This window comes from Glaciimonas sp. OK215, assembly GCF_057787885.1.
In genome coordinates, this window is the sequence record NZ_CM173544.1 from 2,805,492 (window position 1) to 2,820,506 (window position 15,015).

13 protein-coding genes are annotated in these 15,015 nt (G+C 58.0%); 8 read left to right on the forward strand and 5 right to left on the reverse strand.

The features are described from left to right. The first annotated feature begins 122 nt into the window (after positions 1-122). Complete coding sequence (locus AC3CHX_RS12710; protein ID WP_488644358.1) at positions 123-590, forward strand: Lrp/AsnC family transcriptional regulator; 468 nt, start codon at positions 123-125, stop codon at positions 588-590. Positions 591-611: 21 nt separating this feature from the next. Here AC3CHX_RS12710 and metC read toward each other — a convergent pair whose 3' ends face one another. Beyond that, positions 612-1,862: a cystathionine beta-lyase gene (gene metC / locus AC3CHX_RS12715; RefSeq protein ID WP_488644359.1), complete on the reverse strand. Its 1,251-nt coding sequence runs from the start codon at positions 1,860-1,862 to the stop codon at positions 612-614. A gap of 325 nt (positions 1,863-2,187) precedes the next feature. Here metC and ilvD point away from each other — a divergent pair, with 325 nt between their 5' ends. After that, positions 2,188-4,065 (forward strand): dihydroxy-acid dehydratase, encoded by a 1,878-nt coding sequence (ilvD, locus tag AC3CHX_RS12720; RefSeq protein ID WP_488644360.1) that lies wholly within the window; start codon positions 2,188-2,190, stop codon positions 4,063-4,065. Between the two features lie 60 nt (positions 4,066-4,125). Here ilvD and hutH read toward each other — a convergent pair whose 3' ends face one another. Further along, positions 4,126-5,670 carry a histidine ammonia-lyase gene (gene hutH, locus AC3CHX_RS12725; protein WP_488644361.1) on the reverse strand — a complete coding sequence of 515 codons (1,545 nt, stop codon included), beginning with the start codon at positions 5,668-5,670 and terminating at the stop codon, positions 4,126-4,128. A gap of 109 nt (positions 5,671-5,779) precedes the next feature. After that, on the reverse strand, positions 5,780-5,956 hold the full coding sequence (locus tag AC3CHX_RS12730) for a hypothetical protein (protein WP_488644362.1): 177 nt from the start codon (positions 5,954-5,956) through the stop codon (positions 5,780-5,782). Here AC3CHX_RS12730 and AC3CHX_RS12735 point away from each other — a divergent pair. Continuing rightward, positions 5,946-7,226 (forward strand): TIGR03862 family flavoprotein, encoded by a 1,281-nt coding sequence (locus AC3CHX_RS12735; RefSeq protein ID WP_488644363.1) that lies wholly within the window; start codon positions 5,946-5,948, stop codon positions 7,224-7,226. The genes AC3CHX_RS12730 and AC3CHX_RS12735 overlap by 11 nt on opposite strands. A gap of 39 nt (positions 7,227-7,265) precedes the next feature. Here the strand turns inward: AC3CHX_RS12735 and AC3CHX_RS12740 are convergent, their stop codons facing one another. Both AC3CHX_RS12740 and AC3CHX_RS12745 read right to left on the reverse strand, forming a co-directional pair. Next, positions 7,266-8,483 (reverse strand): RNA-guided endonuclease InsQ/TnpB family protein, encoded by a 1,218-nt coding sequence (locus tag AC3CHX_RS12740; RefSeq protein WP_488644816.1) that lies wholly within the window; start codon positions 8,481-8,483, stop codon positions 7,266-7,268. Between the two features lie 201 nt (positions 8,484-8,684). Then, positions 8,685-8,954 carry a hypothetical protein gene (locus AC3CHX_RS12745; protein WP_488644364.1) on the reverse strand — a complete coding sequence of 90 codons (270 nt, stop codon included), beginning with the start codon at positions 8,952-8,954 and terminating at the stop codon, positions 8,685-8,687. Between AC3CHX_RS12745 and AC3CHX_RS12750 the strand changes: the two genes are divergently transcribed. The 5 genes from AC3CHX_RS12750 to AC3CHX_RS12770 all read left to right on the forward strand — a co-directional run bounded on the left by AC3CHX_RS12750 (position 8,945) and on the right by AC3CHX_RS12770 (position 14,994). Further along, positions 8,945-9,352 (forward strand): LysR substrate-binding domain-containing protein, encoded by a 408-nt coding sequence (locus AC3CHX_RS12750; protein WP_488644365.1) that lies wholly within the window; start codon positions 8,945-8,947, stop codon positions 9,350-9,352. The two genes, AC3CHX_RS12745 and AC3CHX_RS12750, sit on opposite strands and share 10 nt — an antisense overlap. A 110-nt stretch (positions 9,353-9,462) precedes the next feature. After that, positions 9,463-10,047, forward strand: a complete 585-nt coding sequence (locus AC3CHX_RS12755; RefSeq protein ID WP_488644366.1) for a YbhB/YbcL family Raf kinase inhibitor-like protein — start codon at positions 9,463-9,465, stop codon at positions 10,045-10,047. Positions 10,048-10,050: 3 nt separating this feature from the next. Then, on the forward strand, positions 10,051-10,923 hold the full coding sequence (locus tag AC3CHX_RS12760; protein WP_488644367.1) for a helix-turn-helix transcriptional regulator: 873 nt from the start codon (positions 10,051-10,053) through the stop codon (positions 10,921-10,923). Positions 10,924-11,251: 328 nt separating this feature from the next. Further along, positions 11,252-13,957: a DNA mismatch repair protein MutS gene (gene mutS, locus AC3CHX_RS12765; protein WP_488644368.1), complete on the forward strand. Its 2,706-nt coding sequence runs from the start codon at positions 11,252-11,254 to the stop codon at positions 13,955-13,957. 65 nt (positions 13,958-14,022) lie between these two features. Next, the gene (locus AC3CHX_RS12770) at positions 14,023-14,994 is read left to right on the forward strand and encodes a hypothetical protein (RefSeq protein WP_488644369.1); all 972 of its coding nucleotides are present in this window, start codon (positions 14,023-14,025) and stop codon (positions 14,992-14,994) included. Positions 14,995-15,015 lie beyond the last annotated feature (21 nt).

A 15,015-nucleotide genomic window follows, 5' to 3' on the forward strand; every position in this document is an offset into this window, starting at 1 on the left:
GACATCATCAGATGATGTAAATTGTGCCTGATTGCGGCCACAATGCAGCTTGTGTCTTCCCATCGGAAATTGGCCGGAGAGCCCTTTTCAAATAATCGCAAGATCAGCTAAAGATAAGCGACATGGACAAAATAGATAAACAGATCCTGGCAATCCTGCAAGAAGATGCCACCGTAGCGGTGGCCGAAATTGCCGAGAAGGTGAACCTGTCATCGACCCCGTGCTGGCGGCGGATTCAGAAACTGGAAGAGGAGGGTTATCTGCTGCGCCGCGTCGCGCTGCTGGATGCCAACAAGTTGAATGTCGGCGTGACCGTCTTCGTATCGATCAAAACCAATCAGCATAATGCGGCCTGGTATGAACAATTCAGCGCCACGGTGAAGCTGATTCCCGAAGTGGTCGAGTTTTACCGCATGAGCGGCAATATCGATTACCTGCTGCGCGTGGTGGTGCCGAATATCGCCGCCTATGACAAGGTGTATCAGAAGCTGACGCAATCGGATGCGCTGTTCGATGTCAACGCCAGCTTCGCCATGGAGCAGATCAAACACACCACTGCGCTGCCGCTGGACTATACCGACGTTGATTGAGGCAAGCTCGAAAAGCGCCGATTAACGTGCCAGTTCCATACATTTAAATGCACGGGCCATGTCCCGCTTCAGATCGTCGATATTTTCCAGGCCGACGTGAATGCGCACCAGTGGATTTTGATAAGTCTTGCGCGATGCCACCCGGGTTGGCGGTTTGTCGATCGGCAGTGCCAGACTTTCATAGCCGCCCCAGGACAAGCCGATACCGAACAACTCCAGGCTATCGAAAAAGCTGGCCAGGGCCGGACGGCCTACTGGCTTCAACTCAATCGTGAACAAGCCGCTGGCACCGAGAAAATCCCTCTTCCAGAGTTGATGCCCGGGATCGGATGGCAACGCTGGATGCAATACGCGCTCAACCAGCGGCTGAGTGCCCAGATATTCAGCCAGCTGCATGCCGCTATCCCAGTGCTGACGCAAGCGCACCGCCATGCTGCGCATGCCGCGTAAAGCCAGATAGATATCGTCAGGCCCGGCGGTCTGGCCGAAGTCATGCGCGCCCTGCTTCAAAATCGGCCAGGAACGCTGATTGGCGCTGGCAACACCCAATAATGCGTCGGAGTGGCCGACAATGTATTTGGTCGCCGCGTGGATCGAGACATCGACGCCGTGTTCGAACGGCTTGAAATACAGCGGCGTAGCCCAGGTATTATCCATCAGCACGTAAGCACCGACCTTGTGCGCCTCTTCGGCAATCGCCGGAATATCCTGTACTTCGAAGGTCCATGAGCCGGGCGATTCAACAAATACGACCCGCGTATTCTGTCGCATCAGATGGCGGATCTCGCCACCTATCAGCGGATCGAAAAACTCCACCTCTACACCCATACGGCGCAACACGCGCTCGGCAAAGGTGCGGGTCGGGCCATAGGCGCTATCGGTAATCAACACATGGTCGCCAACCTGAACGAAGGCCATGATGCTATGGGTACAGGCCGACAATCCGGACGGAAACACCAAAGCGTGATCGCCCCCTTCCAGCGTGGTGATGGCTTGCTCGAACGAGCGCGTGGTCGGGGTGCCAAAACGGCCGTACTTGGCCATCGGATTGTCGGTCTGGCGCCCGGCTTCCCAATCATCCAGATTATTCGCCATGATGGTCGAACCACGGAAAACCGGGGTATTCACCATGCCGCCAAACAGCGAAGGCTCGCGACCGGCATGGATGAGTTGTGTGTCTGCGTGTTGCCTGGCAGGCAGATCAACCGTCAAATCAGCGGGCACATCGCTGACGACGTTTGAAAATGTACTTGAAGAGATAATTGAAGACATGACTTTTTTCCGTAACTGACCTGCGGGGCGACATTGCCAGTATCAATTTTAAGGTGCTTGGCCAGCAAAATAGTTGCAAAACATCCTTGTTATTGCCACAAAATTAGAATTTTTTACCAATGGTATAAATAAATAGAGTATTTATTTCCATCAACTTAAAAGTTCGGCTAAAACCGCTTGAGTCAGACCTTATCCAGACCAACTAATATGCAAAACATCTTAATCACTAACAAATCATATATTTGACAGCGCGATAGGGGCAAGGCACTCTAGCAGCCTGTAGCAGTTTGTAGCCGTACTTATTGGATCACTGGAGACTGAAGTCATGCCCGAATATCGCTCACGCACCACCACCCACGGCCGCAATATGGCCGGCGCCCGCGCTCTTTGGCGCGCCACCGGCATGAAAGACGGCGATTTCGACAAGCCTATCGTCGCCGTGGTCAACTCCTTCACCCAATTCGTGCCGGGCCACGTCCATCTGAAAGACCTGGGCCAGATGGTCGCGCGCGAGATCGAAGCAGCGGGCGGCGTCGCCAAGGAATTCAACACCATTGCGGTCGATGATGGCATTGCGATGGGTCACGGCGGCATGCTGTACTCGTTGCCTTCGCGCGAACTGATTGCCGACTCGGTCGAATACATGGTCAACGCCCACTGCGCCGATGCGATGGTGTGCATTTCCAACTGCGACAAGATCACCCCCGGCATGTTGATGGCAGCGATGCGCCTGAACATTCCCGTCGTCTTCGTCTCCGGTGGTCCGATGGAAGCCGGTAAAGTGCTGGAAGCGGTGATCCCGGGTCAAGCACCCGGCACCCGGAAAATCGTCAAGATCGATCTGGTCGATGCGATGATCAAGGCCGGCGACAGTTCCGTCAGCGATGCCGACATCGCTGAAATCGAACGCTCCGCCTGTCCAACCTGCGGCTCCTGCTCCGGCATGTTCACTGCCAACTCGATGAATTGCCTGACCGAAGCGCTGGGCCTGGCATTGCCCGGCAACGGCACGATCCTGGCCACCCATGCGGATCGCAAGGAGTTATTCTTGCGCGCCGGCCGCCTGATCGTGGAACTGGCGAAACGTCATTACGAGCAGGACGACTACTCTGTCCTGCCACGCAGCATCGCCAACAAGGCCGCGTTTGAAAACGCCATGACGCTCGACGTGTCAATGGGCGGCTCGACCAATACCGTGCTGCATCTGCTGGCGGCGGCGCAAGAAGCCGAAGTCGAATTCAAGATGGCGGACATCGACCGTATCTCGCGCCACGTACCGTGCTTATGCAAAGTCGCGCCGATGACCGACAAATATCATATCGAAGACGTCCATCGTGCCGGCGGCATCATCAGCATCCTTGGTGAATTGGCACGCGCAGGCTTGCTCGACACCACCCGTCCGACCATCCACAGCAAGACCCTGGCGGAGGCAATCGCCAACAACGACATCACACAAACACAGGACCCGGCAGTCCACAAACTGTTTAGCGCCGCACCTGGCGGCGTCCCGACACAAACCGCGTTCTCGCAAGAGAAGCGCTTTGCCAGCCTGGACAAGGACCGCAGCAACGGTTGCATCCGCGACAAAGCCCACGCCTATTCGCAAGACGGCGGACTCGCGGTGTTATACGGTAATCTGGCAGAAAACGGCTGTATCGTTAAAACCGCCGGCGTCGATGAAAGCATCCTCAAATTCACCGGCAAGGCACGCGTATTCGAAAGCCAGGATGCGGCGGTCGAAGCGATTCTGGGCGACGTGGTACAAGCTGGCGACACCATCATCATTCGCTACGAAGGACCGAAAGGCGGCCCCGGCATGCAAGAAATGTTGTACCCAACCTCGTACATCAAATCCAAAGGCCTGGGCAAATCGTGCGCCCTGTTTACTGACGGTCGTTTCTCCGGCGGTTCGTCCGGGCTGGTCATCGGCCATGCTTCGCCGGAAGCAGCCGAAGGCGGCGCAATTGGCCTGGTCGAAGACGGCGACACCATCGAAATCGACATCCCGAATCGGCGCATTCACCTGGCCATCAGCGACGATGCACTAGCACAGCGCCGTGCCGCAATGGACGCCAGGGGCAAAGATGCATGGAAGCCAGTTAACCGCCAACGTTATGTCTCGCAGGCATTGCAAGCGTATGCCGCGATGGCAACTTCGGCGGATCGCGGTGCGGTGCGTGACATCAGCCAGTTGAAGCGTTAAACCCAGCGGCGATTCACGCCGTATCGCAAAAAGCGCGCCAATCAATGGCGCGCTTTTTTTCTAAGCCGCGTACAAGTGCGCAAACAGCGCCTTGCAGGAAGCACTGACGCTGCCGTTCAGCACCAACTGCCTGGCCTTCTCGATATCCGGAGCAAACAGGCGATCGCGTGCATAGAACGTCACCTGCCTGCGCAAGCCTCGATGTACCTGCGCCAACAGCGGCGAGGTGGTCAGCGGCGCATGAAAGTCGACGCCTTGGGCGGCCGCCAGCAATTCGATGCCGACGATCGTCGCGGTGTTGTGCGCCATCTCATCCAGACGGCGTCCGGCAAACGTCGCCATGCTGACGTGGTCCTCCTGGTTGGCAGAGGTCGGCAGGCTGTCCACGCTGGCCGGATGCGCCAGGGATTTATTCTCTGATGCCAGCGCGGCTGCGGTGACGTGTGCAATCATGTAGCCGGAATTCAGGCCCGGTTCATTCACCAGGAATGGCGGCAAACCGGAGAGCGAGGCATCGATCAGCAAGGCGATACGCCGTTCCGACAGCGCACCGATTTCGGCAAGCGCCAGCGCCAGCGTGTCGGCGGCAAACGCGACCGGTTCCGCATGGAAGTTGCCGCCCGAAATCACGTCGCCTTCCGCGGTGTATACCAGCGGGTTGTCGGTTACCGCGTTGGCCTCGATCAGCAAGGTACGCGTCGCGTTGACCATTAAATCGTAGCAAGCGCCCATCACCTGTGGCTGGCAACGCAGGCTGTAAGGGTCTTGCACGCGTTCGTCATTGGCCAGGTGCGATTGCCGGATCAGGCTGCCGCTCAGCAACTCGCGATAGATTTTTGCAGTGGCGATCTGGCCCGGCTGGCCGCGCACGGCATGCACGCGCGCATCGAATGGCGCGTCGCTGCCCTTGGCAGCATCCACCGACAAGGCACCGGCGACGATGCCGGCTTCCAGCAGGCGCTCGGCCATGAACAGCCCGTGCAACGCCAGTGCGGTCGACACCTGCGTGCCGTTGATCAGTGCCAGCCCTTCCTTGGAAGCCAGCACCACCGGCCCGATGCCGGCCTGCTCGAGCGCAGCGCGCGCCGGCATCAGCTTGCCGGCGACCCGCACATCGCCTTCGCCAATCAGCGCCAGCGTCATGTGCGCCAGCGGCGCCAGATCGCCGGAAGCGCCGACCGAACCCTTGAGCGGGATGCAAGGCATGATGCCGGCGTTGTACAGGGCCTGCAACGTATCGATCACCAGCGCGCGGATGCCGGAAAAGCCGCGTCCCAGGCTCCCGATTTTCATCGCCATCACTAGCCGCACCACGGCGTCATCCATCAGGGCGCCGGTGCCGACCGAATGGGACAGGATCAGGTTACGTTGCAGCAGTTCCAGTTGTTCATCCGGGATGCGGGTCTTGGCCAGTTTGCCGAATCCGGTGTTGATGCCGTAGGCGGCATCGCCTTTGGCGACGATGCGCTGGACGACAACGGCCGAGGCATCGATCGCCGGATAAGCGGATGCTGCCAGTTGCAGCGGCACGGCAGCGGTCCAGATGGCGCGCAAATCCGCGAGGGAGAATTGGCCCGGTTGCAGGGTTAATGATGGCGTTATCATGGCAGTCCTTAAGTAAATTGCTTGATCCAGAACTTGGTTCAAAGCAAAGATGCGCCGTGTTAGACGGCCAGTCAAGCGGCCAAAAACAATGATTTTTGGCAATGCACATTCACTGAAGCAGCGCTTCCTTGCCGCCACAACTTCTTGCCGATTGCTCAATCACCGCACGACGTCTGACCCGGCCACTGTCAATATCGCTGAAATCGCCTGAACCGATTGGCAGCAGGCTGGCCTGCGCGTAGACTACGGCCTCTGTCAGCAGTTCTGACAATTTTATGACCCGCATCCGAACGCTCACTCCCAAACCCATGGTTTCTTCGCCTATTCCCCGCACAGTCGCCGTTATCGGCGGCGGTCCCGCCGGCCTGATGGCGGCCGAAGTATTGATTGCCGGCGGCGTGCAGGTGGCTGTTTATGACGCCATGCCGTCCGTCGGCCGCAAGTTTCTGCTGGCCGGTAAAGGCGGCATGAATATCACGCATTCGGAGCCGTACCAGGATTTTTTATCGCGCTATGCCGCACGCGAGCAGAATATTGCGCCGCTGTTGCAAGCGTTCGGCCCGGATGCCTTGCGCAGCTGGGTTCAAACCCTGGGCATCGACACCTTCATTGGTTCGTCGGGACGGGTGTTTCCTACCGACATGAAAGCCGCGCCTCTGTTGCGCGCCTGGCTGCATCGCTTGCGCCTGGCCGGCGTGCTGTTTCACATGCGGCATCGCTGGAACGGCTGGGACGCTGACGGCAGTCTGTCATTCAGCACGCCGGACGGGGAACAAGCGGTCGTCGCCGATGCGGTCGTATTGGCGCTCGGTGGCGGCAGCTGGGCGCGACTGGGTTCCGATGGTGCCTGGGTGGCACTGCTGGAACAACGCCACATTCCAGTGGCGCCGCTATTGCCATCGAATTGCGGCTTCAACGCTGGATGGAGTGCGTATTTCCAGGAACGCTTCGCCGGTCATCACTTGAAATCGGTCGCCATCGCCCTGCCTGATCTGGATGCCAGCCCGGACAAAACAAACACCTTCCGCAAGCAAGGCGAATGCGTGATCAGTGCCGATGGCATTGAAGGCAGTCTGATCTACGCCATCTCCGCCAGCCTGCGCGACCGCGTCGCCAGCCACGGCAGCGCGCGACTCCATCTCGACCTGCTGCCCGACTGGCCGCTGCAACGGGTGCTGGACGCGGTCTCGCACCCACGCGGCGCGCGTTCATGGTCCAGTCATTTGCAAAGCCGGCTTGGCCTGAAAGGGGTCAAGGTCGGATTGCTGCGAGAGTGCGCTGCCGACGATTTCGCAGTTCCAGCCAGACTCGCGCATGCCATCAAGGCGCTGCCCATCACGCTGACGTCGGCACGCCCCATAGACGAAGCCATCAGCAGCGCCGGAGGAGTGATGTTTGATGCACTTGACCGGAACTTGATGCTGAACGCGATGCCCGGCGTGTTTTGCGCTGGTGAAATGCTGGATTGGGAAGCCCCGACTGGTGGATATTTGTTGACTGCGTGTTTTGCTTCCGGTTGGACAGCTGCGACAGGCGCACTTGACTGGCTGCGTTGACATCCTCCTCTCCCAGAAGGAAGAGGATTCCTACGGCGCTCAGGCAAAATCTGCTTGAGTCGCTTCGGTGGGTTCCTGCTTCGCAGAACGGCCTGACTGCGCTGGTTCTCCACAGGCTAACAAGCGGTATCCCCGCTCTAAAACGTTGATCGCGCCGACGACATCGGCGTTATTTTCATATCCACAATCGATGCACAAGAACTTGGCTTGTGTTTGCCGATTGTCTTTCGCTACGTGACCACAGCAAGGGCAGGTGCGGCTGGTGTTGTGGGGTGGTACGGCAAGCAGCGTGCCACCGTTCCACGACACCTTATAGTCCAGTTGCCGCCTGAACTCACCCCAGCCTTGGTCGAGAATCGACCGGTTCAGGCCGGACTTTTGTTTCACCCTCTTGCCATGTTGTTCGCTATTGCCCCTGGATGACCTGGACATGTTCCGTACCTGCAAATCCTCAATACATACGAGCGCGTGGTTTTGGCTGATCGTTGCTGTGGCTTTGTGCAGGAAGTCTTTTCGGGCGTTCGCGATACGGGTGTGAATCTGCTGGACTTTGGCTTTTTCCTTGTGCCAGTTGTTGCTGAATTTGACCTTGCGGCGCATGCGGCGCTGGTAACGCGCCAGCCGCTGCTGATGCTGCTTGAAGCTGTTGAGCGGCGCAATGTAACTTTCATCGCTCAGCGTCGCGAAACGGACAATGCCGACATCGATACCAATCGCGGTAGTCGCTGTTGGCAGTGGCCGCTCGATTTCACGCTGCGTTTGAATCGACGCAAACCACTTGCTGCCGGATTGGCTTACCGTGACGTTGCGCAACTCGCCCAACACGTCCCGGCTGTTGCGATAACGCAACCAGCCGAGTTTCGGGAGGAAGATGCGGCTATTAGCCTGGTCGAGCTTGATCTGTTTGGGATCGGGATAGCGAAAACTGTCCCCGCCGCCCTTGCGCTTAAAGCGCGGGAAGTCGGTACGCTTGGCGAAAAAGTTTTTGTAGGCTTTTTCCAGGTCCTTTAGCGCATGCTGCAACGACTGCGAAGGCGCATTTTTTAACCATTCTTGACCAGCTTCACGTTTCCAAACGGGCAGATTGGCTGCCATCGCCACATAGCCGATGAACTTGTTTCCCGCATCGTGATTCTCTTTTTGCATTGCAAGTGCCTTATTAAACACGAAGCGACACGAGCCAGCAAAGCGACGCATCGCGCGTAACTGTTCGCCGTCTGGCATGAGTTCGTATTTGAAGGCTTGGAGACGTTGCATGGAGAAATTATAGTTTGCGTATGAGCAATGACAACGCTCGTCGCCATGGAAGGCAAGTGTTTTCCTTATGCATGTGCCTTTGGTCTTTGTGACGAAATACCGCCCTGAATGCCGCCGAACCCGGCGCGGCGCGCGCGCCAGTTGCTCCGCATTCTGCAGGTCCAGCGTGTCCCCGTCCATCGGCACCTGCAACCTGGCGATTTATGCTTGGACCTGAGCTGGATTCGGGTGCGCAAGCGAGAGCGCTGGCGAGACCTTGCTTTTCCTGCCGAGGAAAAAGGCGGCACAAGTGCTGATCAAGGACAGGAACGTCAGGAAAATGGCGACCGCATACGCGGAATGATAGGTCTGATACAGCCAAAGCGACATCAGCGGCGCTGGACCGCCGGCGATGATCGATGCCCCCTGATAGCCGAGCGAGGCGCCGGAATACCGAATGTGGGCCGGGAAGGATTCGGCGATTGCTAACACCCTTGCACAGCGAGCTTGCGCAACACGGCGCGGTCAGTTTCGCCACCTGCATGAGCGCACCGTTCATCAGCCTGCAGCATGGCGCGGCCCTGCACACCTTCCTGATGAACCATGCCGCCTCGCTGGGCGGAAGACTGGATGTGCGGGTGCAGGTTTCGGGCTATCGCGCCATCGCCCGGCTGGTGTCCTCGGGGGCGGGCATCTGCATCGTGCCGCGCTCTGCGCTGGAAATCTCCGACAGCGATCGACTGAGCATTGTCGAACTGTCGGAATCATGGGCCAGACGCGACTTGCACGTGTGCGTTCGGCGTCGGCCGAGGCAGAAGAATTACTTTCAGAACAAGCTGGTCGAGCTCCTGTGCAATCAAACCGAGTCGGCCGGCGCAGAAGGTAATTAATACTCAGGGCATCACTTGATCGAATCAGCACCAAACTCAATCGTTCGTGCACTATAGTTAACACTATTCGATGCAATAATTCTTCCTCTGTTCAATCAAAGGAGCACCCCATGCGCAAGCAATTACTCCACACAGTGCAACCGCTCGCACTGCTCGCCACGCTCACCTTAGTCGCCGCCTTCGCAGCCCCGGTCGCGTCCGCCGCTGAATTCCAGGTCAAAAGCGACGACATCAGGAACGGCCGCCTGGTCGAAGAACAGGTGTACAACGGCTTTGGTTGCAGCGGCGGCAACGTATCGCCACACATCGTCTGGCAAGGCGCACCCAAAGGCAGCAAGAGCTTCCTCGTTACGATTCACGATCCCGACGCCCCCACCGGCGGCCTCGGCTGGACCCATTGGGTGGTCGCCAACATCCCCGCCAGTGTGACCGAGCTGCCTAAGGGCATTTCAGTCGACAGTACCAAGCTGCCGGCAGGCGCGGTGCAGACCAATACCGACTTCGGCAAAGCCGGTTACGGCGGCCCATGCCCGCCAGTCGGCCCGGCACACCGCTATGTCGTCACGGTCAATGCGCTCAAGGTGGAAAAGCTGGAGGTGGATGCAAACTCCACCCCGGCGCTGGTCGCATTCATGGCCAACGGCAACAGCCTGGGCAAGGCCAGCTTCACAGCCCGTTACGGACGCGCCAAGTAAGGCATGACGGCCGCCTCGACGCCCGCCATGGCTGAACGCACCATCGTCATCCGTGCAGGCGTCGGGACGACGGCACACATTATTCAGCATCGGGAGTTGAAATTCGTCCATCTGGTCATCGACCAGCCCATGCTGATCGTCGTGCTACATGGCGCCAAGACCCTGCGCTCGCCCGAAATCGAGTGCGTCGTGCGCGCTGGCGAAGCGATTGTCATCGCCGGCGGGCGCACCTTCGATGTCATCAATCACCTGTCGCCGCAAGGTAGTTATGAGGCCTGCTGGCTGAGTTGGGATCCCGCGCTCATCGCCGGCTATGGATCCACTACCGGATCGGCGGCAGACACATCCGGCCGAGCAGCGCCAACGATCACACAGGCCATGCCGCTGCGGGATATCCACCCCTCGTTCATGCGCGCGATCAACGCTGCCATGGAAGCGATTCGCGACCGGGATGGCATCCCCGATGCCATCGCCAGACACCGCTTGCGCGAGGTACTGGTCTGGGTGAGTCTGCACGGCGGCCAGTTGGCACAAGCCGAAGCAAGGTCTCTGTCAGGAAAGTTGCGACAGTTGCTAAGCTCCTCTCCCGACACGCCGTGGACTGCGCCGAAGGTTGCACGGCAACTGGCAATGAGCGAGGCCACGCTGCGCCGCCGCCTCGCGGCAGAAGGCGCTTCACTAACCGGGTTGCTGGTGGATGTCCGTATGTCATTCGCGCTAACCCTCCTGCAATCAACAGATAAACCGATCGTGCAGATTGCACTGGCGAGCGGATACGAATCGGCATCCCGCTTCGCCATTCGATTCCGGCGGCGATTTGGTTTTTCGCCGACGGAAATTCGCGGCCATCGACGAGGACAGGTCGTCAGAAGTTAGCTCATAGCCATGCAACATGGCCAAACACCTGACGCCCAACGCCAAAGCGCCACATGCCTATATGGCATATACCTGCCTGAGCATGAGCCCGGGCTCTGCTTTTCCTGCCTGCGTCGTCTTCGATATACGACCATCCGTTGCGCGACACAGTACCTTTGCCACGTTAAAACGTTTAAAATTCAACAGCTTGCACTCGCATGGTCGAGTGCGAATGAAATCGCAAATAGCCACATGCCGGGAATCCGGCAATGGCGGGACAAAAAGCTGGTTGTATGTTGAAAGAGAAAAAAATGTTTAATGTAATCAATGACGTGCGAGTGGTAACCGGATGACCGTAGACAAACCGAAAATCTCCCCTGGCATGGCTCAATATCTGGGCATCAAGGCTGATCATCCAACTACCCTCGTTTTCTTTCGGATGGGAGATTTTTACGAACTGTTTTTTGAAGATGCAGAAAAAGCCTCGCGCCTGCTTGGCATCACGCTGACTTCTCGCGGCACTTACAATGGCGTACCGATCAAAATGTGCGGCGTGCCGTTTCATGCAGCCGATCAATATCTGGCCAAGCTGGTCAAGATCGGTGAATCGGTGGCACTCTGCGAACAAATCGGCGACCCGGCGACCAGCAAAGGCATCGTGGAACGCAAGGTAGTACGCGTGGTAACGCCGGGGACCTTGACTGACTCCAACCTGTTGCCGGAAAAATCCGAGCAGCCGCTGCTGGCGCTATCCATTACCCAGCACAAGCAACGCAAGACCGCCAGCGCCGGTCTGGCCTGGCTATCGATGGCTAGCGGTGCCTTGAAGATGATGGAGTTCAGCGGCGAGATTCAAGCCTTGGACGCTCGCCTCAAACAAGAACTGGAACGCATCGCACCTGCTGAAATTCTGATGGCGGAACTTGCCAGCCCGATGCTCAGCTCCATCAACGGACAGACGCTGGTCAATAAGGCTGCGACCGTGCCCGACTGGCATTTCGACATCCCGAATGGCGAGAAAGCCCTGCTGGAACAGCTGGCCGTCAGCACCTTGAGCGGCTTTGGCGCAGAAGGCCTGAGCACCGCTATCGGTGCCGCCGGCGCGCTGCTGCGGTATGCGCAATCGACGCAGGGCAAGGGCTTGCAACATGTCCGGGCACTGACCGTCGAAACAGAAAATGAATTCATCGGACTGGATGCCGCCACCCGGCGCAATCTGGAGTTGACCGAAACCATACGCGGCGAAGATTCCGCATCCGGCGCGCCGACGTTATTTTCGTTATTGGATCACTGCCGCACCGCGATGGGCTCACGCCTGTTACGCCATTGGCTGCACCACGCCAGGCGTGAGCAAACGGTGGCGCAAGGACGGCATGCTGCAATCGGCGCCCTGCTCGCCGCCGATGCCGGGGCGGGCCTGTCAGCCACACTCGCAGCGGTACCGGATATTGAACGTATCACCACACGCATCGCCCTGCTGTCAGCACGCCCGCGTGACCTGGCCGGATTGCGCGATGGTCTGCAGCAGCTGGACGCGGTACGTGCCGATATCGCCCTGTGCAACGGGGATAATGCCAGCAGCGAAAGCGTGGATGGAAATGCAGCGCCGTTATTACGCGCGCTCCAGCAGGCGTTGGCAACGCCGGTCGCGTGCCTGACATTGCTGCAGCGCGCGATCGCCGGCGAACCGGCGGCCATGGTGCGCGACGGCGGCGTCATTGCGGCCGGATTCGATGCAGAGCTGGATGAACTGCGCGGATTATCGGAGAACGCAGGCCAGTTTTTGATCGATCTGGAAACCCGCGAACGCGCGCGTACCGGGATTGCCAATCTGCGGGTTGAATACAACAAGGTCCATGGCTTTTATATCGAAGTGACGCACGGCCAGACCGATAAAGTACCGGACGACTATCGGCGTCGCCAGACCCTGAAAAACGCTGAACGCTACATCACACCGGAACTCAAAGCCTTTGAAGACAAAGCATTGTCGGCGCAGGAACGCTCGCTGATACGGGAAAAAGTTCTGTACGAACAGTTGTTGCAAGATCTCGCGCCGCACATCGGCACGCTGCAAACCATCGCTCAAGCGCTGGCGCAAATCGACACGCTGGTGGCATTGGCGGATCACGCCTCGCGCCACGACTGGTGCGCACCGCAACTGGTGGCCAGTCCCGCAATCCGGATTGAACAGGGCCGGCATCCGGTGGTTGAAAAGCAGATTGAACGCTTCATCGCCAACGATTGCATGCTGTCGGCGGAACATAAATTGCTGTTGATCACCGGCCCCAACATGGGCGGTAAATCGACCTTCATGCGCCAGGTTGCGCTGATTACGCTGCTAGCCTACGTCGGCAGTTACGTACCGGCCGGCAGCGCGGTCATTGGACCGATAGATCGGATCTTTACCCGCATCGGCGCGGCCGATGACCTGGCCGGAGGCCGTTCTACCTTCATGGTGGAAATGACTGAATCCGCGGCCATCCTGAACGGCGCCACAGAAAATTCCCTGGTGCTGATGGATGAGGTCGGACGCGGCACCTCGACTTTCGATGGCCTGGCGCTGGCCTGGGCTATCGCCAAGCAATTGATTGAGGTAACCCGTAGTTTCACGCTGTTTGCCACGCATTATTTCGAGCTGACACAATTACCGGAGATCCACCCTTCTGCTGCGAACGTTCACCTGTCCGCAGTTGAGCACAAAGACAGCATTGTGTTTCTGCATGCGGTCCAGCCCGGACCCGCATCTCAGAGTTACGGTTTGCAGGTCGCGCAATTGGCGGGCGTACCGGCACCCGTGATTCGCGCGGCACGCAGGCATCTGGCATTACTGGAATCGCAGTCGGTACAGGCGACGCCGCAATTTGACTTGTTTTCGCACGGGCAGGCCGAAAATGACGAGATTGAAGATGTACAAGACAATCACTTCGAGAGCGAACTGGTCGATGCGTTGGCGCTGATAGATCCTGATGCCTTATCGCCGCGTGAAGCATTGGAACAGTTGTATCGTCTGAAGCGCCTGAGCGGTACACAGACACATTCTCAAAAAACCGCATGAACCACGCCTCCTTATCCAGCGCAGACATTGAACGATGCGCGCGATCGCCCCGCAGCAGGATCAGCGTGGGTGCGATCGCGGTGTTGGCGCTGATAACGTATTCTCTGAGCGCACCCGCCATGGCGAATGAGCCGTCCGAAACAGACACCTTCAGTTTCGGTGTCATCGGACACCCATTCCGCACCACGTCAGGCGAACCAGCGCTGCGTACCGCCATCCGCCAGACGGATGACGAGAACCTGGCTTTCGTCGTCGCCAACGGCATCAAGTCAACTCAGGAGCCTTGCTCTGACAGGATGTACGAGCAGCGTAAAACGCTGCTCAACAGCGCAAAAAATGGCTTGATCGTTTCACTCTCAGGAAGCGATTGGGTTGCCTGCAAAAACGAGGGTGGGCGCTCTACCGCATTTGAACGCCTGAATCGTCTTCGCGAACTATTCTTCGCCGATGATTTTTCGTTTGGCGAAAGCAGAATCCCTTTAAACCGCCAGTCAACCTCACCGAAGTTCCACAGCTATGTCGAAAATGCACGCTGGGAAATCGGCAATGTAATGTTTGCCACGATCAATTTGCCTTCTCGGAATAATCACTATATGCCCGAAGGCGGTCGTAACAGCGAGTTTGAAGACCGGCTGATCGCTAACCGGGAATGGTTGCAAAGGATTTTCGTGATTGCTGCGCAAAAGAAGGCGGATGGCATCGTTTTATTTTGCGATGGCGATCCGCTGGCGACGCAACGTCGCCGGGTATTCGATTTCAACGTCAAACGTGACGGCTTTGTCGAAATACGTCGCACCATCAATACGCTGGCGTCCAAATTTACCGGCAAGGTATTGCTGATACACGGTGCACCTCCCGATAGTTTGCCAGCGACGCCCGGCTTGATCTGGAAAAAGAATCTGGGAGATCTGGAGGTCGCTACGTCTTGGATCAAGGTTACCGTGGATGCGCACAATCCCGATTTTTTCGTACTCGACAAAAGGCGCATCGATCAGGGCAAATCAGAGCAGCAAACTGCGCAATTAAAGACGCATTAGCAGCTAAACGCCGACTATAGA

Coding starts and splice junctions, on each gene's coding strand:
- AC3CHX_RS12710 (WP_488644358.1), top strand. CDS start 123: ATGGACAAAATAGATAAACAGATCCTGGCAATCCTGCAAGAAGATGCC.
- AC3CHX_RS12740 (WP_488644816.1), bottom strand. CDS start 8,483: ATGCAACGTCTCCAAGCCTTCAAATACGAACTCATGCCAGACGGCGAA.
- AC3CHX_RS12730 (WP_488644362.1), bottom strand. CDS start 5,956: ATGCGGGTCATAAAATTGTCAGAACTGCTGACAGAGGCCGTAGTCTAC.
- AC3CHX_RS12735 (WP_488644363.1), top strand. CDS start 5,946: ATGACCCGCATCCGAACGCTCACTCCCAAACCCATGGTTTCTTCGCCT.
- AC3CHX_RS12760 (WP_488644367.1), top strand. CDS start 10,051: ATGACGGCCGCCTCGACGCCCGCCATGGCTGAACGCACCATCGTCATC.
- AC3CHX_RS12755 (WP_488644366.1), top strand. CDS start 9,463: ATGCGCAAGCAATTACTCCACACAGTGCAACCGCTCGCACTGCTCGCC.
- metC (WP_488644359.1), bottom strand. CDS start 1,862: ATGTCTTCAATTATCTCTTCAAGTACATTTTCAAACGTCGTCAGCGAT.
- ilvD (WP_488644360.1), top strand. CDS start 2,188: ATGCCCGAATATCGCTCACGCACCACCACCCACGGCCGCAATATGGCC.
- mutS (WP_488644368.1), top strand. CDS start 11,252: ATGACCGTAGACAAACCGAAAATCTCCCCTGGCATGGCTCAATATCTG.
- hutH (WP_488644361.1), bottom strand. CDS start 5,670: ATGATAACGCCATCATTAACCCTGCAACCGGGCCAATTCTCCCTCGCG.